The sequence below is a fragment of the Kitasatospora sp. NPDC059648 genome (assembly GCF_042734825.1).
Classification (GTDB): Bacteria; Actinomycetota; Actinomycetes; order Streptomycetales; family Streptomycetaceae; genus Kitasatospora.
Window position 1 is genome coordinate 1 of sequence record NZ_JBHWDU010000116.1, and the last position, 18679, is coordinate 18679.

18 protein-coding genes and 1 pseudogene are annotated in these 18679 nt (G+C 70.2%); 9 read left to right on the forward strand and 10 right to left on the reverse strand.

Annotated elements, in window-relative coordinates; all coding sequences use genetic code 11:
- Positions 1-452 precede the first annotated feature (452 nt).
- The 3 genes and pseudogenes from ACFV1W_RS36945 (at position 453) to ACFV1W_RS36955 (ending at position 2147) form a co-directional block, all read left to right on the forward strand.
- The gene (locus ACFV1W_RS36945) at positions 453-785 is read left to right on the forward strand and encodes a GntR family transcriptional regulator (RefSeq protein WP_380421666.1); all 333 of its coding nucleotides are present in this window, start codon (positions 453-455) and stop codon (positions 783-785) included.
- Positions 786-904: 119 nt separating this feature from the next.
- Positions 905-1222, forward strand: a pseudogene (locus ACFV1W_RS36950) (ATP-binding cassette domain-containing protein); the annotation flags it as partial.
- A 310-nt stretch (positions 1223-1532) separates the two neighbouring features.
- Positions 1533-2147 (forward strand): ABC-2 transporter permease, encoded by a 615-nt coding sequence (locus ACFV1W_RS36955; protein WP_380421667.1) that lies wholly within the window; start codon positions 1533-1535, stop codon positions 2145-2147.
- A 27-nt stretch (positions 2148-2174) separates the two neighbouring features.
- On the opposite strand, the gene ACFV1W_RS36960 is transcribed toward ACFV1W_RS36955, so the two are convergent.
- From ACFV1W_RS36960 to ACFV1W_RS36970, 3 genes are all read right to left on the reverse strand, one after another.
- The gene (locus tag ACFV1W_RS36960) at positions 2175-3515 is read right to left on the reverse strand and encodes a M48 family metalloprotease (RefSeq protein ID WP_380421668.1); all 1341 of its coding nucleotides are present in this window, start codon (positions 3513-3515) and stop codon (positions 2175-2177) included.
- A 199-nt stretch (positions 3516-3714) separates the two neighbouring features.
- Entirely contained in the window at positions 3715-4209 is a 495-nt protein-coding gene (locus tag ACFV1W_RS36965; protein WP_380421669.1) for a DUF3237 domain-containing protein, read from the reverse strand.
- Positions 4206-4655 (reverse strand): ester cyclase, encoded by a 450-nt coding sequence (locus ACFV1W_RS36970; protein WP_380421670.1) that lies wholly within the window; start codon positions 4653-4655, stop codon positions 4206-4208. Before ACFV1W_RS36970 ends, ACFV1W_RS36965 begins: the two co-directional genes overlap by 4 nt.
- 57 nt (positions 4656-4712) lie before the next feature.
- On the opposite strand from ACFV1W_RS36970, the gene ACFV1W_RS36975 reads away from it, so the two are divergent.
- Entirely contained in the window at positions 4713-5354 is a 642-nt protein-coding gene (locus tag ACFV1W_RS36975) for a TetR family transcriptional regulator C-terminal domain-containing protein (protein WP_380421671.1), read from the forward strand.
- 269 nt (positions 5355-5623) lie between these two features.
- Here the strand turns inward: ACFV1W_RS36975 and ACFV1W_RS36980 are convergent, their stop codons facing one another.
- The 4 genes from ACFV1W_RS36980 to ACFV1W_RS36995 all read right to left on the reverse strand — a co-directional run bounded on the left by ACFV1W_RS36980 (position 5624) and on the right by ACFV1W_RS36995 (position 11389).
- Complete coding sequence (locus ACFV1W_RS36980; RefSeq protein WP_380421672.1) at positions 5624-6511, reverse strand: C1 family peptidase; 888 nt, start codon at positions 6509-6511, stop codon at positions 5624-5626.
- 165 nt (positions 6512-6676) lie between these two features.
- Positions 6677-9352 carry a DUF6185 family protein gene (locus ACFV1W_RS36985; protein ID WP_380421673.1) on the reverse strand — a complete coding sequence of 892 codons (2676 nt, stop codon included), beginning with the start codon at positions 9350-9352 and terminating at the stop codon, positions 6677-6679.
- The gene (locus ACFV1W_RS36990; protein WP_380421674.1) at positions 9304-9690 is read right to left on the reverse strand and encodes a hypothetical protein; all 387 of its coding nucleotides are present in this window, start codon (positions 9688-9690) and stop codon (positions 9304-9306) included. Before ACFV1W_RS36990 ends, ACFV1W_RS36985 begins: the two co-directional genes overlap by 49 nt.
- A gap of 352 nt (positions 9691-10042) precedes the next feature.
- The gene (locus ACFV1W_RS36995; protein ID WP_380421675.1) at positions 10043-11389 is read right to left on the reverse strand and encodes a beta-propeller fold lactonase family protein; all 1347 of its coding nucleotides are present in this window, start codon (positions 11387-11389) and stop codon (positions 10043-10045) included.
- Between the two features lie 433 nt (positions 11390-11822).
- On the opposite strand from ACFV1W_RS36995, the gene ACFV1W_RS37000 reads away from it, so the two are divergent.
- Positions 11823-12503: a GAP family protein gene (locus ACFV1W_RS37000; RefSeq protein ID WP_380421676.1), complete on the forward strand. Its 681-nt coding sequence runs from the start codon at positions 11823-11825 to the stop codon at positions 12501-12503.
- A gap of 99 nt (positions 12504-12602) precedes the next feature.
- Entirely contained in the window at positions 12603-13499 is an 897-nt protein-coding gene (locus ACFV1W_RS37005; RefSeq protein ID WP_380421677.1) for a phosphotransferase, read from the forward strand.
- Positions 13500-13905: 406 nt separating this feature from the next.
- On the opposite strand, the gene ACFV1W_RS37010 is transcribed toward ACFV1W_RS37005, so the two are convergent.
- The 3 genes from ACFV1W_RS37010 to ACFV1W_RS37020 form a co-directional block, all read right to left on the reverse strand.
- Positions 13906-14088, reverse strand: a complete 183-nt coding sequence (locus ACFV1W_RS37010; protein WP_380421678.1) for a hypothetical protein — start codon at positions 14086-14088, stop codon at positions 13906-13908.
- A gap of 68 nt (positions 14089-14156) precedes the next feature.
- Entirely contained in the window at positions 14157-14474 is a 318-nt protein-coding gene (locus tag ACFV1W_RS37015; RefSeq protein WP_380421679.1) for a hypothetical protein, read from the reverse strand.
- A 259-nt stretch (positions 14475-14733) separates the two neighbouring features.
- Positions 14734-15177, reverse strand: coding sequence for a hypothetical protein (locus tag ACFV1W_RS37020; RefSeq protein WP_380421680.1), 444 nt, complete (start codon positions 15175-15177; stop codon positions 14734-14736).
- A 444-nt stretch (positions 15178-15621) separates the two neighbouring features.
- Between ACFV1W_RS37020 and ACFV1W_RS37025 the strand changes: the two genes are divergently transcribed.
- The 3 genes from ACFV1W_RS37025 to ACFV1W_RS37035 all read left to right on the forward strand — a co-directional run bounded on the left by ACFV1W_RS37025 (position 15622) and on the right by ACFV1W_RS37035 (position 18546).
- Positions 15622-16359, forward strand: a complete 738-nt coding sequence (locus tag ACFV1W_RS37025; RefSeq protein ID WP_380421681.1) for a hypothetical protein — start codon at positions 15622-15624, stop codon at positions 16357-16359.
- 187 nt (positions 16360-16546) lie between these two features.
- Positions 16547-17212, forward strand: a complete 666-nt coding sequence (locus tag ACFV1W_RS37030) for an ArsR/SmtB family transcription factor (protein WP_380421682.1) — start codon at positions 16547-16549, stop codon at positions 17210-17212.
- On the forward strand, positions 17209-18546 hold the full coding sequence (locus ACFV1W_RS37035) for an MFS transporter (RefSeq protein WP_380421683.1): 1338 nt from the start codon (positions 17209-17211) through the stop codon (positions 18544-18546). Before ACFV1W_RS37030 ends, ACFV1W_RS37035 begins: the two co-directional genes overlap by 4 nt.
- The last annotated feature ends 133 nt before the right edge of the window (positions 18547-18679 follow it).

Sequence of the window (18679 nt, forward strand, 5' to 3'; positions counted from 1 at the left end):
GCCTGGGCGTTCTGGCAGAACCACCACTGGTACTGAGCCGGCCATCCGGCTCCCCCCGTGCCTCGGGGGCCGGACAGGGACCACCGGGGCAACCCGCCAGGGCCCGGGCCCGCGCAACCGCGCGGCCCGGGCCCCCGTGCCGTCTCCAGACCAGCCCCCGGGGAGTCGCCGACAACTGTGAGCCCTGCGGCTGCCCCGTACGTTTTCCCCGCGCTTCGGGTGCCGCCGACCGGATCGCGTCACTCAGGCCCCGCCCCGGACGTGGCGTCGCACTGCCGGGAACTCGCCGACGATCGATACCGGGGCGGTACGACCGATGAGTCGGGAGTCGACGGCGACTCGTGGTGCGACGAGCGGATATGCGGCCAGGCGCCTGATCGGTGCCTCGCGCGGCGGTGTCGGCCCCCGGGGTGCTGCCTGCGGTGGTCGCCCGCCGCGGGCATGTGGCTGTTGTGACTGCCGAGGCTGCCATCCTGACGGGGGAACTCACCGAGGGCAGTGCCTTGCCCTCCGTCCGCGCCCTGGCTCGTGACCTCCGGATCAGCATCATCACCACCACTCGCGCGTACACCGAGCTGGCCGCCGAAGGGTTCATCGCCACGGTCCCCGGCAAGGGCGCCTACGTCCTGCCGCTGGACTCGGCGCTCGTGCGCGAGCAACTGCTGCGTCAGGTCGAGGAAGGCCTGCAGACCGAGCTGGACGCCGCCCGGCGGGCCGGCCTCGACCGCGAGGATCTCATCCAGATCCTGGACGGGCTGATGCAGGCCGAGCACGAACACATCTGAGACTAGGGGGTCCTTCGGTGCACAACGATCTCGCCTTCGCCCTGCGGGGCGTGGGCTGTGCCGTGGGCAACGGCTTCGCCCTGCGCGATGTCAGCTTCGAACTGCCCACCGGCTATGTCATGGGCCTCATCGGCGCGAACGGCGCCGGCAAGACGACGACGATCCGCAGCCTGCTGGGCATGCGCGGGATCGACACGGGCGAGATCGAGCTGCTCGGCCACCGGGTACCCGGCCCAGTCGCGCTGCGCCAGGACGTCGGGCTGGTGCTCGACCGCACCTACCTCGTGGGCGACTGGGGGCTGACCGAGGTCGAACGGACGCTGCGCCCCTTCTACGACCGGTGGGACGGCGGGCGCTACCGGCAGTTGCTCGACACGTTCGGCCTGGACCTGCGGGCGAAGGTCAAGGACCTGTCCCGCGGCATGGCGATGAAGCTCATGATCACGGTGGCGCTGTCGCACCAGGCGCGGCTGCTTGTCTTCGACGAGCCGACCAGCGGCCTCGCCCCGGTCGCCCGGGACGAACTCGTCGGCATCATCGGAGACTTCCTGCTCGACGAGGGACACAGCGTGCTGCTCTCCACGCACATCACCTCCGATCTCGACCGCATCGGCGACTACCTGACGCTCATCCATGACGGCCGCGTCGTCCGGACCGGGCACCCACCCTTGAGGAGGTCGCCATCCACATCGGATCGCCGTCGACCGATTCGCCGTCACAGCCGATCGGCGGATGCGGGGCGGTCGCATGAGCGCCGTCGCCCGCATGGCAGTGCTGCACCTGCGTACCGTCGCACCGTACCGGGCCCAGGGCCTGCTGGTGTCCGGCATGATGGTCCTGGTACTCGCCCGCAACCCGGTCGGTCTCGTACCGGCGCTCGCACTGCTGCTCGCCCCGTTGGTCGCCGTCCATCCGTTCGTGGTCGCCGACAAAGCCGGCCTGGAAACGCTGTACGCCGTCCTGCCCGTACCACGCCGCACGGTGCTGCTCGGCCATTACGCCTGGGCCCTGGCCGGCTTTCTCACCACCGTCACCGCCGGCACGGCACTGTCCGTACTCCTCGCGCGGGCCGAGGGCGAGTCGTTGAGCGGGCGCACCCTGTTGACGATGCTGACACTGTCCTGGGCGCTGTTCGCCGTCAACATCGCGATCCAGCTCCCGCTGCTGATCAGGTTCGGGTATGCCCGCATCAGCGTCCTGGGCACCACCCTGCCGCTGGCGCTGATCATGCTGGCCGTCTTCCGGCTGCACCTGACCATCGCGTCGATCCAGCTCTGGCTGCCGCTTCTCTGGGTGGCCGGCGCAGCCGCCATAGTGACGTCCGCGGCCTTGGCAACGCATGTGCCGAAGCGACGAACCTAGCCCGACTCGGGCATCACTGAGGCCTCGTCAGCCTGCCAGCAGCTCGGCGGCGATCCGGGCGCGGTGCGGCGCCAGCTCGGCGGCGATCGAGGCGCTTTCGGCGGCGGGGACGGTGACGGCGGCGTCCCCGTCCCCGGCGCGGGCGGCCAGAGCGATCCGCAGGTGGGTCGGCGGGTGGGAGCCGTCCACGGCGGACCGGTCACGGGCGCTGAGCCGCAGCAGGCGCTCCCGCTCGACGGCGGGGACGGAGGCGAGGTGCTTGCGCACCCGGTCCCAGAGCAGGTCCGGCGCGGGCGCGTCCTCGGTCCGGCGGCTCCGGGCGCGGCCGATCCGGGGCCGTCCGCGCTCCTCGGCCCGGATCTGGTGGATCGCCGTGTCCACTGAGCCGGTCAGCAGCAGCGCAGCGAGCATGCCCCGGGTCGCCTCGCCGCCCGCCACCCGGGCGGCGAGCACGTCCGAGTGGTACTCGGCCTGCTGGCCGGCCCGGGAAGTGAGCCGGTCGAACAGCACCAGCCCCTGGTACAGCACCCAGGCGACGCCCCGCAGCACCAGCCGGCCGAACACCGCGCCGAGCCGCACCAGCATCGAGACCTCGTCCCGGCCCACGACCCACCCGTCGTGACCCGGGCGGGCCATGTCGTACCAGGCCCAGAGCGCCGAGACGGCGCTGTACAGCCAGAACGAGCGCCGGCGGTCGCCGTTGACCCGGTGTCCGAACTCGTGGCCGAGCAGGGCGGTCCGCTCCCGCTCGTCCAGTACCTCCCAGAGCGGCAGGCCGAGCCGCAGCACCGACCGGCGGCGCAGCCCGACCAGCCCGTACGAGGCGTTGAACTCGTCGGTGACCTGGATGACGTCCACCGGGCGGGCGCCGACCTCGGCGGCCACCCGGTCGGCCAGACCGTACAGGGCCGGCGCCCCGGCACGGTCGAGCACCCCCGCGTCCTTCGGCAGTCGGCCGAGCCGCGGCCGCAGGGTCACCGCGATCACCAGCACCACCGCGCCGACGCAGCGCTGCACGACGGTCCCGGTGATCAGCAGCCAGAGCGCCAGGGCGAAGGTGCCGACGGTGACGAGGTGGACCGCCCCGGCCGCGGCGGAGGCCAGCAGCCAGTCCCGGCGGGCGGTGGGGGAGTCGCCCCCGGCGGCCTGCTCCTCGTAGAGCCGGTCGGTGCGGGCGGCCGCGGCCCGCTCGCGCCGGGTGGGCGCGTGGGCGGCGTCCTCGCCGGGCACGAGGTTCCAGTCGCAGGCCGGGCACCAGACGAGGAAGCGCGGGTCGTCGGTCAGGGGGGCGACGCAGCGTGGGCACGGCGAACCGTGGACGGGCCTGTCGGCGGACGCCGCGGCGGGCGGCTCGGGGTAGGCGGGCACGGTTGATCATGATGGCGGACCGGCGGCGCCGGTGGACAGGGGGTTATTCGTATCGTGACCATGCCCGTTCCCCTTCGGGCTGCCCCCGGCCGGGACTGCGGTGACCAGCTCGGCTCCGGCGGCGTCCTCTGCCCTCCCGCCCGCCGGTCCTATCGATCCCCGAAGAGGATCGTCCTGACAGTCCTCCGGCCTTCGGCGCTCATTCGACCTGGGCGACCTTGTAGGCGATCCCGCCTTCGATGAGGTAGCCCGCTCCGACGCAGACGATGTCGTTCAGCCATGCGTACTCCTGCGATCCGGTCTCGAAAAGCGGGTTGGTGCGGAAGTAGTACCGGGCCGGGTCGATGTCGTACCTCTTCGCCGGATCGGCGATGTCGGCCCGCAGTTCGGGCGGGGTGACCCAGCGGCCGCCGTAGGTCATGTACACCAGGGCGCCGTCGTGGGTGCGCAGGGTGAGGCGCACGTCCAGTGACATCGTCCCGTCGGGGCGGATCAGTGCCCAGTCGCCGCCGATCGGGAGCACGTCGCCGTGCAGGCGCGGTCCGTGGAAGGTGCCTCCCGTGTCGCCGAAGAGGGTTCTGCGGCCGAGCGGGCCGGTGCCGAAGTCCAGTCGGGGGCTCAGGTCGATGACGAGGTCGAACAGGTGGCACGTGGTGATCTCGCCGAAGGACTTGGTGCGGGGGTCGGGGGTCATGCGCTGCCTCCCAGCAGGGTGTGCCGGACCTGGTCGGTGGAGACGCCCGACTGGGCGCACAGCTCCGCGAGGTCGAGGAAGAACCGCTCGCCGGCGATCAGGCCGTCGGCGAAGGTGAACCGGAGGAACACCGGCAGTTCGGCGCGTCTGCCGTTGGGCGTCACGCCGAACCGGTCACCGGTCATGGTCATGCGTGCCGTTCCCCAGCAGGCCAGGGTGTCGTCGTTGCCGGCGTGCCCGTCGAGGGTGACCTCGTAGTCGGGGAAGGACGCGAAGAAGCGTGCCAGCGCCCTCTCGTTGTCGGGCAGGCCGCGGGCCCGGGTGCCGAAGGGCGGCGACTCCAGCAGTACGTCCTGGTGCAGGAGTTGGAGCGCGGCGGACAGGTCCTGACGGCTCTTGGCGTGCGCCAGCGCCTGGGCGAGCTCGAACATCTGACGGGTGTTCACGAGAAAAACGTACGGTCGTACGTATGTATTTCGCAAGGGGGTGGCACAATGAGGCCGGTGAGCGAGGATGTGCAGGACGGGCGCCTGCTTCGAGGTCTGCGGTCGCGACGGACGATCGTGCGGCACGCCGTCGACACGGCGTCGTTGGAGGGGCTCGACGGGCTCAGCTTCGGTCGGCTCGCGACGGACCTGAACGTGGGCAAGAGCAGCGTCCAGACGCTCTTCGCCACGAAGGAGAGGCTCCAACTGGCCGTGGTCGAGGCGGCGGGCGAGCTCTTCGAGGAGGCCGTGATCCGACCCGCGCTGGCCCGACCCCGGGGCGCCGAGCGGCTGCGCGCCCTGGTCGAGCACTGGCTCGCCTACGCCGAGCAGCCGCTGTTCCCGGGCGGCTGCTTCTGGGCGGCGAACCTGCCCGAGTTCGACAGCCGGCCGGGCCCGGTGCGGGACATGTTGGCCGGCCAGCAACGAGCCTGGCGCGACCGCATCGCCGCCGAACTGCGACACGCCGTCGATGATGCGGGGACGAGCGCCGGCCTCGATGCCGACCTCACAGCGTTCCAGATCGACGCCGTGCTCACCGCCGCGAACACCGCGATGCGCCTGGGCGACGACACGGCGGCCGCGAAGGTCCGCCGCGTCGTCGACGGCCTCCTCGCGCCGCCGGCCGGGCCCGGCCGAGAAATGATCACTCGTTCCTGAGGCCGCCGGCGACGCGGCGGGCTGCTTCGGCCTCGGAAGAACGCCCGCCAGAGTCCACCGCGCGCTGATGCGGAACCTGGCCTGCGCCGACTGCGGGAACGTGCGAGGTCCGAGTGGGGTCCGCCGCCGGGTCACCACGGCTGCCGGTACGCATCCGTCGAACTCACGACACGCTCCGTCGAACCACCCACGCCAGCCCTGACCAGGTAATCAGCACCTCCCGCCCAGCGGGGGGAGCTCAAGTGCCAGGTCTGGCGACGATCGGTTCATCAGGTGACGATGCGGATCGTCCAGAAGTCCGATGCGAGTCCCTGCTCGGTGAGGTAGGCGTACGGCATGGTGAAGTAGCCGTCCATGCCCCAGCCGGGGCCCCAGGAGTTCCGGACGATGAAGCGCTCGGTCTGGTCGTCGTAACCCACGGCCATCACGGCGTGTCCGCCGATCACCTCCTCGTCCGTCGTCGGCAGCTGTGCGACGCCGGTCTTCTTGACCTCAGCGCTCTCGAAGCCGGCGTAGACAGTGAATCCGAATACGAACGGGAAGCCCGACGCGAGACAGGCCTTGAACTGGTCGAGGTCCCGGGTGACGCGTTGGTAGGCGGTCACCGTGGTCTTGAGGGCCTCCGTGTAGCAGCTCGCCGGAGGCTTCTGGCCGGCCCGTGCGGTCTGCGGGAAGGGGCCTCCGTCGGAGAGCGCGGGTGTGTCGTCGTAAGGCCACTCGTCCTCCGGACACACACCCAGGCTTGCCACGGACTTCATCCCGTCACGCAGCTGTGCGCCCGAGTCCGTGCTGACATGACCTTCGATCACCCGTTCGTTGTAGTAGATGAACAGCCGCGACGGAACGAAGGCCTGCAGGTTCTGCCGCATGAGCTCGAACTCGAACGCCGCGGCGATGGCGTTCGCCGTACAGCTGCCGATCTCGCCCTGGTCGTAGACCGGCGGGCACTGGCCGCGCAGATCCGCTGCGGGCGGCAGGCTGATGAGCGAGAGACGCGGTGCGGAGTAGAGGAAGTCGCGGGCGTCGGGCAGGTCCGGTGCCCAGCCGTAGCGGGCCGTGCGACGAGTGGTCGGATGTGGCATGGCACTCCTGTCGGATCGGTCTGTCAGCGCGCGATCGGTGACCGGGCGCGGGTGTACCGTCTGTATCCAGACCATGCGGAGATCAACCGCTCTCGGACGCGCGTCCCTCGGGCAGGTCAGTACCGACCGCCGCGCGGTCGCGGCCCGGGGAACCTCCGAGTGCTCGACGTAGACGTGGCTCGTGATCCCGGCATCGCCGAACTCCACGAGCGGGTCCGGAAGTAGCGGGAGCGCCTGAACTCAAAACTTCATGGTCCGGATATCGGGACCGATGAAGAACTTCGCGATCGCGATCAGCACGGCCAACTGGGCCAGTACGTAGGCGATCTGCGCGGAGAAGCCGCGGAGCTGGTAGATCGAGAGCAGCAGTCCGAAGCGGCTGGGCCACAGACGCCGCTCGGCGCGGAAGGTGTCCGCGTCCATGGCGAGGCTGGTGAGGGTCAGCACCAGGAGCATCTGGCAGATGGCGATGGCCCAGTTGCCGAGTGGCTGGTCGGTGAGGCGGTCGCCCAGGATCCCCAGGAGGATCAGCAGGGTGTAGACGGCGGCCAGGCCCAGGGCGCGTGTCGGACCGCGGCGGCCGGGCAGCAGGCGCCAGAGCGCTCCCAGCACCAGGCCCGCGCCTGCCGCGGTGAGCTCCCAGAGCAAGAACTGCCGGATCATCTCGGGTGCCCCGAAGGAGTCCTGCGCGGTGTGCATCCACTGGGTTTGCTCCCCCTGGTAGAAGAACCAGAGGATGAGGAGAGTGCCGGGAAGGCCGAAGGCGGCCGCCAGTAGGGCGGCCCTGCGGGCGTTCTCCCACCATCTGGCATGCGGGCCCCAACTCAGGGCGATGTCCATGACCGTGAACTGGCCGGGCAGCCAGGGCCGTGCCGTGTTGGTGGCTCCGGTCGGCGACCGCCAGCGGTGCAGCCCGCTCAGCTCCCGTTCGACCGCGTGCCGTTCCTTCTCCGCCGCATGTCTGCTCGCGGCTCCCTCGCTCTTCCCCGGCCCCATGTCACGGAGCTCGTCGGTCAGCTCCCGGTAGCGGCGTGCACGCGCGATGAGGCCGGAGTGGCCCGCCTCCGTGATCGCTTCGCTCAGCCTCGGAGTGTCCCCACTTCCCTCAAGGTGTTGGGCCAGGACCGCCCACCGCTTCCCGACCGCCAACAGGGCGTAGAACGCGGCGATGTCCAGGACGAGCCAGAGGACAGCCCCGGCCTGGCTGCCTGCGTACGAGCCCTGGCGGTAGGCGACCACGACGGCGAAGAACACGGCGAGCAGGAGGCAGTCCAACCTGGTGGGATCCGCGCACGGCACGGGGAACGCCAAGTCCCTGGCCCGTAGCAGGGCCACGATGGCGATGCCGGTCACCACCCAGGTCCCGGCGACGCACCATACGGGAACCTGGATGGTGTAGGACACCAGATGCTCGCTCAGGAAGGCGCGGTGCAGCCAACCGTACTCCTGCACGGTGCGGTCGCTCAGCCAGCTGGCCCGCTCCCACCCGCGGTCCTGGGTCCACCACTCCCACCCCAGCAGAAGGACGGTGATCACGGCCAGGACCGACCCGAGGCGGCGCAGCCTCCAGGGTGACGCCGGTGTCCGGATCAGTCCGCCCTCACACGCGAGCCGCCAGATCCACAGGGCCAGGCCGGCCAGCCACAGCCACAGGAGCGCCGCGGTCATGGCCACCAGCGGGGCGAAGCTGTGGACGGACCCGGTTCCGGGGGAGGAGAGCTTCTGGGGAAGGCCGAACAGGGACGGCCAGCCGACTACCAGGCCGCCGACCGCCGCCACCAGCGAGGCGGCCAGCAGCACCGACCTCTTCGGACGGGCGGTGGCCGTCAACGCCCAGCCGACCAGAATCCCGATCAGGATCCTCCAACGGTCCTGACCGAGGAGTGTGTACTGCGGTGGCAGGAACGTCAGGCTGATGACGGCGCTGACCAGACCCCACTGCAGCAGGACCGTGCTGCTGCGGATTTCGAGCTCGGTGGCCTCGATGTGGGCCGGCCGGCGACGGGCTCGTAGAGCGGCCACCGCGACGATGACGGACATGACGATCCACCAGGCGGCCATTCCGATCTTGTTGCTGACGAGAAATGCGCTTTCGCCGCTCACCGCCGCCCATGCGCGTTGCCACGGGGGAGCCACCCGAACCGTCAGCAAGGAGCTCGCCTCCTGAGGCCGGTCAGGGTCGCCCCACCGCATGGTCCCGTTGCCGGCGGTCGAGGGTTCGGGCGCTACGCTGGATGCCTCCAGGCCGCCCAGGTTGACCACGACCGAGTCCCAACGGGCCCCTGTCAGAGCCGTCGGCGGAACGAGGGACAGCTTCCACTGGCCCGGGTGCACATCGACTTCCCACGGCCCGACGCGGAACATGCCGGGTTGGTCGAACCAGAAGATCGTCGGGTAGTCGACCTCGACCCAGTCAGGCTCGACGCTCACCGCCGGATTGGACGAACGCCACTCGCGTGCGCGCAGGTACTGTTGCGGGGGTCGCCCCGTCTCCTGCTCGTCGCGCAGGAGACAGCGCATCGCATCGCGGTAGGCAACAGAACTCTTCTGCAGCAGCAGGCCCTCGGCGTACCCCCAGGACCTGGGTACGCGGACGGTCATGACTCCCCTGCCCTCGACCGTGTTGTGGGCGTGGTTGGCGAGTCTGAGTTCGACGTTCACACGGGCCGCGGTCAACTGCTCCGCATGACAGCTGCTCGCGAACGGGGAATCCGCTCGGGCGGGCTGTCCGCCCCAGAGAAGCAGGAAAGCCAGCAACGGCACGGCACACAGTCCCCACCGGTACGGCGCGGTGCTGCGGACTCTTGTGTTGCGACCGTGCGACGGTGGCGAGGAGTTCGTGTTCACCTCACCGCCGTCCTCGTTCTTCAACGCGCGGTGCTCCTGCTTCCCGGGCACCCGCTGATCGGACTGCACTGCAGGATCACCTGGTAGGCGTGGCTCTCGACCTCACCGCTGCCGCGTCCGGTCTTCACGAACCGCCACTGCGAGGGCTTGGTGTGACCGGTCGCGTCCGCCTTGTCGACCCGGATCTGGAGCGTGCGTGCCGCGAGGTCATGGGTCTCGACCAGGACCTCGTCGCCCGCGACCGGAAAGTGCTCGTGCAGCAGGCACAGGCCGAAACGGTCGAGATTCCCGTGCTTCTCCAGTACGTCCACGAGATCGCGCACGAACTGGCTGTCCTGTGGACCCAGTCCCTTGGCTTCCTCGAACTTCGGAAGCGGCTGCCCGGGAGCGGTCTCCGGATTTCCCATGAATTTTTCCTCGATGTCATCTGAGTGGATTTCGGAAGCCTAGGTTCGGGGGCGAACGGCTGCAAGCCGACACCCCGGAGGGATGCCGGCAACCCCGGCGGCCCCTACTCCGGGCGGCCGAATACGGGTACCGGCCGGTTGCCGTGGCAAGGCGCTGCACAGCTGGGAAGCGTCCGACGAGCCGCACTTCGAGCAGGTGAGGCGCGAGAACCCGGCCGGCGGCGGTGTGGTCCGCGGTGAGCGGCCCCGATGTGCCGGCATCCACGCTCGTCGGGTCGAGCGTGGATGCCGGTGAAGCGTTCGACTGTTCAGATGTGCCGGTCCCGTGGGCCGGGTGGTCGGAGCGTTGCGGTCACCAGTGGTGCCAGTGACCGGGGGGGTCGATGACGGTGGGGTCGGTGGCGGTGGCGGTGCCGTCGCCGCCTCCGCTGACGGTGGCGGTGTTGGTGAGGGTGCCGGTGGCGGTGCGGGCGACGCGGACCCGCAGGGTGATGGGCGGGTAGGCGTTCCCGGGGTTGAGGACGTCGCTGCGGGTGCAGGTCAGGGTCCTCTGGACGCAGCGCCATCCGCTGCCGCTGATGTTGACGGCGGTGAGCCCGGCCGGGAGGGTGTCGTGAACGGTGACCGTGGTGCCGTCCGTGGGGATGGTCCCGTTGTTGCCGACGGTGATGGTGTAGCTGCCCTGGCGGCCTGGGGTGAAGTTGCCGGTGTGGGTTTTGGTGATGGTCAGGGAGGGCGAGGGACTGATTGGGTTGACCGCGACGCCGGTCGGGCTGACGCCGACGCCGACGGTGGCGGTGACCGTGTTGGTGGCGGTGGCGATCACCGACACGCTGTTGGAGTTCACGTTGGTGACGTAGGCGTGCGCGCCGTCCGGGGCAACCGCGACGCCCAACGGGTTGGCGCCGACGCCGACGGTGGCGGTGACCGTGTTGGTGGCGGTGGCGATCACCGACACGGAGTTCGATCCCTCGTTGGTGACGTAGGCGTGCGCGCCGTCCGGAGTGATTGCCACACCGGCCGGGCTGTTGCCGACGCCGATGGTGGCGATGACGGTGTTGGTGGCGGTTTCGATCACCGACACGACGGTTGAGCCTGCGTCGGTGACGTAGACGTGCGTGCCGTCCGGGGTGACCGCGACACCCTCCGGGTTGGCGCCGACGCCGATGGTGGCGGTGACCGTGTTGGTGGCGGTTTCGATCACCGACACGTTGTTCGACTGCGCGTTGGTGACGTAGACGTGCGCGCCGTCCGGGGTGACCGCGACGCCGGTCGGGGCGGCGCCGACGCCGACGGTGGCGATGACGGTGTTGGTGGTGGTGTCGATCACCGACACCGTGTTGTCGCCCTGGTTGGCGACGTAGACGTGCGCGCCGTCCGGGGTGACGGCGACACCCCTCGGCCCGCTACCGACGCCGACGGTGGCGGTGACCGTGTTGGTGGCGGTGGCGATCACCGACACGCTGTTCGATCCGAAGTTGGCCACGTAGGCGTGCGCGCCGTTCGGGGCGACCGCGACCCCGAAGGGGGAGCTGCCGACGCCGATGGTGGCGACGACCGTGTTGGTGCCGGTGTTGATCACTGACACGGAGTTCGACTCGAAGTTGGCGACATAGGCATTGGGGGCGGCGGCGGCCCAGGCCGGGGACGAGGCGGCGGCCGGCAGGGCCAGTCCCGCCAGCACGGCCAGTACCGCCATGAAGATCCGCACCCATGCCCGTGGCCGTGGTCGGTGCCCGCTCTCCTCGGGCCCCGTGCCGCGATGCGAACCGGTTCGCTGTCTCTCATGCCCGACCACTGGTACCTCCGTCTCACGTAGGGGCAGCCTGCGCCGACCACGCCAGCGGCGGCGACACGGCTAGTGACCACCTGAATGTGGTCACGTCATCACGTTACGTAGCGGGTGGTGGATCTGGTGACCCCGACACGTTCAGCGCGGTCGGAGCCGGCGGCCAACCGGCGAAGGTGTTGACGGCGCGTACGGCCACCCGTTCGCCAGCGGTCAGTGGCCGCCGAGCCAGGGAGATGCCCACGATGGCACAGAGTGCTCTGCCCTCTCAGAGGCGGCACGTCAGTTTCGAACTGCCGACACGGGCAGTCCGCTCCCGAACGTTCGTCTTCTGGAGGCCGCGGTGGGACACGCTGTCGGTGATGTGCTGGGCCTGGCCGCGGGCATCGCGGTCAGCCCCCTGCCGATCGTGGCGCTCATCCTCGTTCTGGCCACCCCGAGGGGACGCCTCAACGGACTGCTGTTCGTCCTTGCCTGGGTCGTGGGGCTCGCCGCGCTCGTCGCGATCATGCTGGCTGTCGGTGGCACGGGCGGAGCCGCGACCCACAAGCATCCGGCTACCTGGGTCGGAGCGCTCAAACTCGCCCTCGGCGCGCTCCTCGTCCTCTTCGGCGCCCGTCAGTGGCGGCGCCGCCCCAAGGACGCCTCCGAGACACAGCTGCCGAAGTGGATGGCGGCGATCGACCGTTTCAGTCCCATCAAGATCGTCGGCTTGGGGCTGTTGTTCTCTGCGGCCAATCTCAAGAACGCGCCCCTGGCCATCGCCGCGGGCGCCTCGATCAGCTCCGCCGGGCTCGCCTTGCCCCAGCAGATCGGAACGCTCGCGATCTTCGTGGTGATCGCCTCACTCGGCGTGCTTGCGCCACTCGCCGTCTACCTGGTCATGGGCGAACGTGCCGCTGGCATCCTCGGCAGCTGGCGGGACTGGGCGGCGCGGCACAACGTCGCCGTCATGGCCGTCCTGTTCTTCGTGCTCGGCCTCAAGCTCCTCGGCGACGGCATCAGCATCCTCGCGGCCGACTGAGCCGATGGCCCGGAGCGGCCGAGGCCGCTACTCGACCAGACGGAACTCCGGATGCCGCAGCCAAGCGCTCCGCCTGCCGCCCCAGTACTGTGACTTCGCATGGCCGACACCGAGATCGAGATCACCGCAGACCTGGTCCGCGACCTGCTGCAGGAGCAACATCCAGACCTTGCAGGGCTGGCCATCCGGGAGGTGGCGGGCGGCTGGGGCAACCAAATGTGGCGCCTCGGGGACGAGTTGGCAGTGCGCATGCAGCGCATGGACCCCACTCCGGAGCTCCAGCTCAAGGAGCGGCGGTGGCTACCGGTGCTTGCCCCGCGCTTGCCGCTCCCGGTGCCGCTCCCGGTGCGGTTCGGTGACCCGTCCGAGCGCTTTCCCAAGCACTGGACCGTGATGACATGGGTTGTCGGCGAGCCGCTGGACCACGGCTCGATCAGCCGCGGCGCCCACGCGGCCGACACACTGGCGGGCTTCCTCCGGGCGCTCCACGTGGAGGCGCCCGCCGAGGCGCCGATCTCCACGGATTTCGGTGCCCATCCCAGGAACTGCACGGACGGCTTCGAGAACTTCTTCCAGGCCGTAGTCCCCCACGGCATCGCTGCCGATGTCCGGGCCGTCTGGGACGACGCCGTTGCGGCCGATGCGTGGGAGGGCCCGCCGGTGTGGGTGCACGGCGACCTCCATCCCGCGAACGTCGTCGTCTCGGACGGAACGCTCTCGGGCATCGTCGACTTCGGCGCCATGTTCGCCGGCGACCCGGCGTGGGACCTCGCCGCCGCATGGGTGCTGCTGCCCTCGGGCATGGCCTCACGGTTCTTCGACACGTACGCGCATGCAGACGGGGCGGCGATCCGGCGCGCACGCGGACTGGCCGCGATGAAGAGCCTCTTCCTGATGCTCATGGGGCAGAACGGAGATCGGGGCCTTTCCGGCGGCAAGCCGCACTGGGGACCTGCAGGCCGGGCGGCACTTGACCGTGTTCTGAAGGGCGTTTGAGGCACGCTTCCTCAAACCTGTTCTCGATCCCGGTCGAGGGCCGTGCGGCAGCCCACCTCCGTGGGTTCGTCTCAGCACGCGTGGTGGGATGCCGAGGTCCACGGCCGAATGCCGCCGTGGCCCCGATCGAGCTGGCTGAGCTTCTCCTCGGCGCCGGCCAGCTGACCCGGAGAGCTGGGAAGTGGCACCGCCGTTGCCGCTCGCGGGTTCCTCAGCGCGGCCAGCGATGTGGCCTGACGTGGGAATCCCGAAGTGGAGTTCGTCGACACAACTCACGATGACCAACGGTGACCGTCTCCGTCTGCGCGTGGCTGAGCGCGCTACTCGGCCACTGTGCAGCACCGCCGGACGCACCGTCGGACGCGCCGTCCGACGTCGCCGCCGCGGAGCACAGCAGGTCGTCGGCTCAGCAGCTGTCAGTTCGTCGCCCGATCAAGGCGAGTGCCTCGTCCGTGGCCCGTACGTCCCCGAACGACCGGTAGATCGAAAGGGTGCCCGTGATCAGCACGGTGTCGACGCCGCGCTCCGCCAGCAGCCCCGGCAAGGGCGAGCGGCCGGGGAAGGAGGCGCTGTAGGCGGACTTCTCCACCAGCAGATCCGCCTCCCGGACCTCGAAGGCGGGCCACAGACGCGAGCGCAGCGAGCCTTCGCCGCCGGTTACCGCGAACGCCGCGCCGACCGCCGGCCGTAGAACTCGGTGCTCAGCCTCCCGAGCGGTGCCTCGTTCTCCGGCACCACCCAGGCGACCACGCCGCCGGCATCGCGCAGTGCGCCGGCGATGTGCTCGATGCTGGGCACGATCCCGCAGGCGTACGGGCTCGCCTCGACGAAGAAGGGCACCATGTCGCTCACGACCAGCGCGGTGCGCGCCGGGTCGAGGTGCTCGTACGCGTGGCGCCTGCCGCGTCTCTCCTCCTGGCGCGCGTACTCGCGGGGCTCGATCCGCCAGTCGTGGATCTTCGAGTCGGTCTGCATGCGCCCTCCGTCGGCTTCCCCGGGGCTCGGACAGCCTGCCCTCTGCCCTCCGACACCGACAAGCACACCAACTCGCCTGTGCCGTCCGGACCGTGGACTGGTCCGCGAGGCCCGCGCCGAGGATCCGGCGCGGGCCCGCGTGGTGGTCACCACCGGCCGCGGACCGCGCGCCCGGGCCGGCGCGTTGGATGGGCGCGTTGGGTGGGGCCGGCACCGCCCCCCGGAGCGTCCGGAGCCAGCCCGGGGCCCGGGGTCCGGATCAGGGGGCGGAACGGATCTGCAGGGCGTTGATGCCCCAGTGGATCGACGGGTCCGAGGTGTGGACGGTGAACTGGAAGTCCCGGCCTGGACGGGCGGGGATGTCCACCGATCCGACGCCGACGGAGTCCACCGGGCACTGCACCGTGAAGTCGGCCGGAGCCAGACCGCCGACGTGCACCTGCACCGAACCGCCGCCCTGACAGCCGACGGTGACCGCGATCGGCAGCGTCTCGACCACCGAGGCCGTCACCGCGCTGCCGTTCCCGATCCAGTCGGGGATCGAGAACATGGTGTCCTCGTCCGGGGTCGGCGGCAGGACCTGGCCCGTCCCCGGATGACCGAAGGGCTCGTCCGAGGCCGGTGCCGGGGCGGCCGGCTGCGCCGATGCCGTCCCGGCGAAAGCCAGCGCCACCCCCAGCGCCCCGGCTGCTGCGGTGAGCATGCGCGTCTTCGTCCGACTCATCGTGGTCCCCCCTGCTGTGTTCCCGTGTCGCACCGGTGTTCGGCACACGAAGTTGATCGTAGTGCCGAATCGGAGCCTTCGCCCTGATTCTCGGGGAGACGGCGCAGTTCTCGGATGAGCGGTGGGAGGAGAGGAAACGGGGGTGACGGTCCGGCTTCTCGGCCGAGGACGTGTAGCCGGGCCGCTCATATGCCCGGAGTGGGTACGTCGGTCATCGTGGCGGTGGTCGGCCTCGAACCCTGCGCCGGCGGCGAGCCTGATCCGGTCGGGGGGAGCGGCAGTCACGGCCACCGCGGCCGTGGTGCCGGCGGGGCAGGCAAGCGATCCGGCCCTCACGCAGTACCGCAACCGACGACGGCGCAGCTGCGTCCACCCGAACACGAACGGTCGCCCGATCGCCGTACATCCAGGGGGATTTCGTACATGCCGATCAACGATGCCCTGCCCCAACCGCCACGCGGCTCCATGCCGCCCTGCCCGGGCTGCGCCCTGACCGACCAGGTCCGCGCCGTGCCGGCCGTCCACATGGCCGAACGGCGCAACGTCACCGTGCACTCCTCCGACCGTGACGGGCGCACCCAGACCCGGACCCAGGAAGAGGTGTCCGCCCTCGGCCGGGCCCTGGCGCCCGCACCTCCCGCCACCAGCACGGCCTTCAAGGCCCTCGTGATCCTCAGCTTCCCAGCGCTCGCCGGGGCGGTCGTCACCTTCACCGAGGGGATACACCAGCGCAACGCGGCCGCCGACTCCGGCCCCGACCTCTCACCACCGGCCTGGGTGACCAAGCAGCCGGGGTTCCCCAACGACCTCCCCGGCTTCCCGAAAGCCCCGCCGTCCTCCCCACTCGCGCACACGGCCGCCCCACTCGCCGACGTGAACGGCACTCCGACCGTCCTCCTGGTGTCCTACCTGCTCATCGGCGCCGTGATCGCGCTGCTGGCAGGAGCGACCGCGCTGTTCCTCGCCAGACGGCGCCGTCTCGCTGGGCGTCCGCGCGCCGAACGGCTCTGGAACCAGGCCTGGTACTGCGCCCGCTGCGCTACCGCGCACTTTCCGCCCGCCGCAGGACAGGGCACCGGAGCGCTCACACTCACGGACTTCCGCAGAACGGTCTGGACAGCAGGCGGCTACGGCGACCTCGCCGACCGGTACCACCCGTAAACACACCATCCGCCCCATCCCTGCCGACAGGAAGGTGGCAACGGGCGTGTGGCGGCGGTCCGTTGGAGCCGCCACCACACGACCCGGGCGGACGCACCGGCGCCTCCCCTTGTACCCCAGTAAAGCGCGAAGAGTTCTTCGCGAAGAGATGTTTGCGAAGAACCCTTCGTGGTCTAGGGTGTGCCTTATGACGGAGGTGTCGAAGAGGCCGGACGACCCGGCCGTTGAAGAGGACTCGGTTGTTCTGGATGCCAAGGGACTGCGTGCCCTGGCCCATCCGGTACGCGTGCAGTTGGTCGGGCTGCTGCGGAAGTACGGCCCGTCGACGGCTACCCGCCTCGCGGAGCGACTGGGAGTGAATTCCGGGACGGCCAGCTACCACCTGCGCCAGCTCGGTGTGGCCGGCTTCGTCGAGGAGGACGTGGAACGCGGCAACGCACGAGAGCGCTGGTGGCGTTCGGTCCATCGGACGACGGAGCTCAAGGGCCGGGATGTGGCCGATCAAGAGCCAGAGGCCGCGTTGGCGTATCTGCAGTCGGTCGCCGGCACCTACACCCTTCGCATTCAGCAGGCGTTGAACGAGCTGCAGACGATGCCTCGTGCATGGCGGGGCACCTTCGACATGAGTGACTGGGCACTGCGGCTCACGCCCGAGGAAACCGTGGCGTTGCGCCAGGAGTTGAGGGACGTGATCTGCCGATACCGGCAGGACACGCCAGAGGCGGCGGCGAGCGCCCCTGAGGGAGCGGAGCGGGTCGGTGTCATCACGCACCTCCTGCCCGAGCTGGACACACCCGCCGTGTCGGAGGTCTGCACCGGTCCTGAGCCAGCGACAGGAACGGAGACATCGTGACGGCGGAAGCCCCAGGCATCGACGGAATATACGGCAGGCGGTCCTTACGGCCGCTGGGCGGGGTGCTGGCCGCCATAGCCATGTCGCTCACCGGCACTCGGATCTCCGTTGTGGCACTGCCCTGGTTCGTCCTCGTCACAACCGGGAGCGCCACCCGGACCGGACTGGTCGCCTTCTGCGAGATGACTCCCTACGTGGTGGTCAAGGCGTTAACCGGACCACTGGTGGACCGGATCGGCCCGCGGGCCGTTTCCTGGACCACCGATCTGGCCAGCGCGACCGCCGCCGCCGCGGTTCCCCTGCTCCACACCCTGGACCTGCTCTCCTTTCCCTTTCTCCTGGTTCTGGTCGCGCTGATCGGCGCGGCCCGGGGCCCCGGCGACCTGGCCAAGGAGGTGATGGTCCCGGAGGCGGCCGAGCGCGGCCGGGTGCTGCTGGAGCGGGCCACCGGTCTGGCCGGTGTGACCGAGCGGCTCGCCTCCACCGTCGGCCTAGCGGTCGGCGGATCCCTGGTGGCGCTGCTCGGTCCCCTGACCGGACTCGCCGTCAACGCGGGCTGCTTCGCCCTCGGATCGGTGATCATCAAACTCGCGCTGCCTCGCGGCATGGGGCACGCGGCCGAGGAGGCCCCCTCGCAGGCCGGGGACACGGGACCGGGCTACTGGCGGAGTTTCGGCGAGGGCTTCACCTTCCTGCACGGCGAGCCGCTGCTGCTCACCGTCATCGTCATGGCCGGCATCACCAACCTGCTGGACGCGGCGTTCTCCTCGGTGCTCGTACCCGTCTGGGCCAGGGAGTCCGGCAGCGGGCCGACCGCGATCGGCCTGGTGGGCAGCGTCATGGGGGCCGCGGCGGTCGGCGGGAGCCTGATCGCCGCAGTGGTGGCGCACCGGCTGCGGCGGCGGGTGGTGGTCCTCACCGGGTTCCTGCTGGCCGGGGCACCGAGGTTCCTGGTCCTCGCCTCCGACGTCCCGTCGGGGGTGGTACTGGCCGTCTTCGCGGTCAGCGGGTTCGGTGCCGGCTTCGTCAACCCAGTGCTGGGGGCCGTCCTCGTCGAGCGGGTGCCGCGCAGGATGCTGGGCCGGGTCAACGCACTCGGTGACTCGCTGGCCTGGGCCGGTATCCCCCTCGGCGGGCTGATCGCCGGGGCGGCGGTGAACGCTGTCGGACTCACATCGGTGCTGCTCGCCTGCGGCTCTGCGTACTTCCTCACCACGAATCTGGCCGGACTGCGGCCGGAATGGCGCGAGATGGACGGTACGCGCGGGCGGGGCGTCCTGAAGCCGCATTCCGAGGAAGACCCCTCACAAGACAGTGCGAATGTAGCGCCATGACGTTTACGGGAGGGAGGTGGACCACCTGGCTTCCTTCTCTGGGCTTGATTCGCTTTGACGGACACCCCTGATCAGGGGCTTCGGCCCCGGTAAGGATGATGTCCATCATGGAGAGCATGGGGAAGAAGAAGCC

Excerpts from the sequence above, each read along its gene's own strand:
- ACFV1W_RS36955 (WP_380421667.1), top strand. The coding sequence starts at position 1,533 with ATGAGCGCCGTCGCCCGCATGGCAGTGCTGCACCTGCGTACCGTCGCA.
- ACFV1W_RS36965 (WP_380421669.1), bottom strand. The coding sequence starts at position 4,209 with ATGACCCCCGACCCCCGCACCAAGTCCTTCGGCGAGATCACCACGTGC.
- ACFV1W_RS36980 (WP_380421672.1), bottom strand. The coding sequence starts at position 6,511 with ATGGTCTGGATACAGACGGTACACCCGCGCCCGGTCACCGATCGCGCG.
- ACFV1W_RS36990 (WP_380421674.1), bottom strand. The coding sequence starts at position 9,690 with ATGGGAAATCCGGAGACCGCTCCCGGGCAGCCGCTTCCGAAGTTCGAG.
- ACFV1W_RS36995 (WP_380421675.1), bottom strand. The coding sequence starts at position 11,389 with ATGGCGGTACTGGCCGTGCTGGCGGGACTGGCCCTGCCGGCCGCCGCC.
- ACFV1W_RS37005 (WP_380421677.1), top strand. The coding sequence starts at position 12,603 with ATGGCCGACACCGAGATCGAGATCACCGCAGACCTGGTCCGCGACCTG.
- ACFV1W_RS37015 (WP_380421679.1), bottom strand. The coding sequence starts at position 14,474 with ATGCAGACCGACTCGAAGATCCACGACTGGCGGATCGAGCCCCGCGAG.
- ACFV1W_RS37020 (WP_380421680.1), bottom strand. The coding sequence starts at position 15,177 with ATGCTCACCGCAGCAGCCGGGGCGCTGGGGGTGGCGCTGGCTTTCGCC.
- ACFV1W_RS37025 (WP_380421681.1), top strand. The coding sequence starts at position 15,622 with ATGCCGATCAACGATGCCCTGCCCCAACCGCCACGCGGCTCCATGCCG.
- ACFV1W_RS37030 (WP_380421682.1), top strand. The coding sequence starts at position 16,547 with ATGACGGAGGTGTCGAAGAGGCCGGACGACCCGGCCGTTGAAGAGGAC.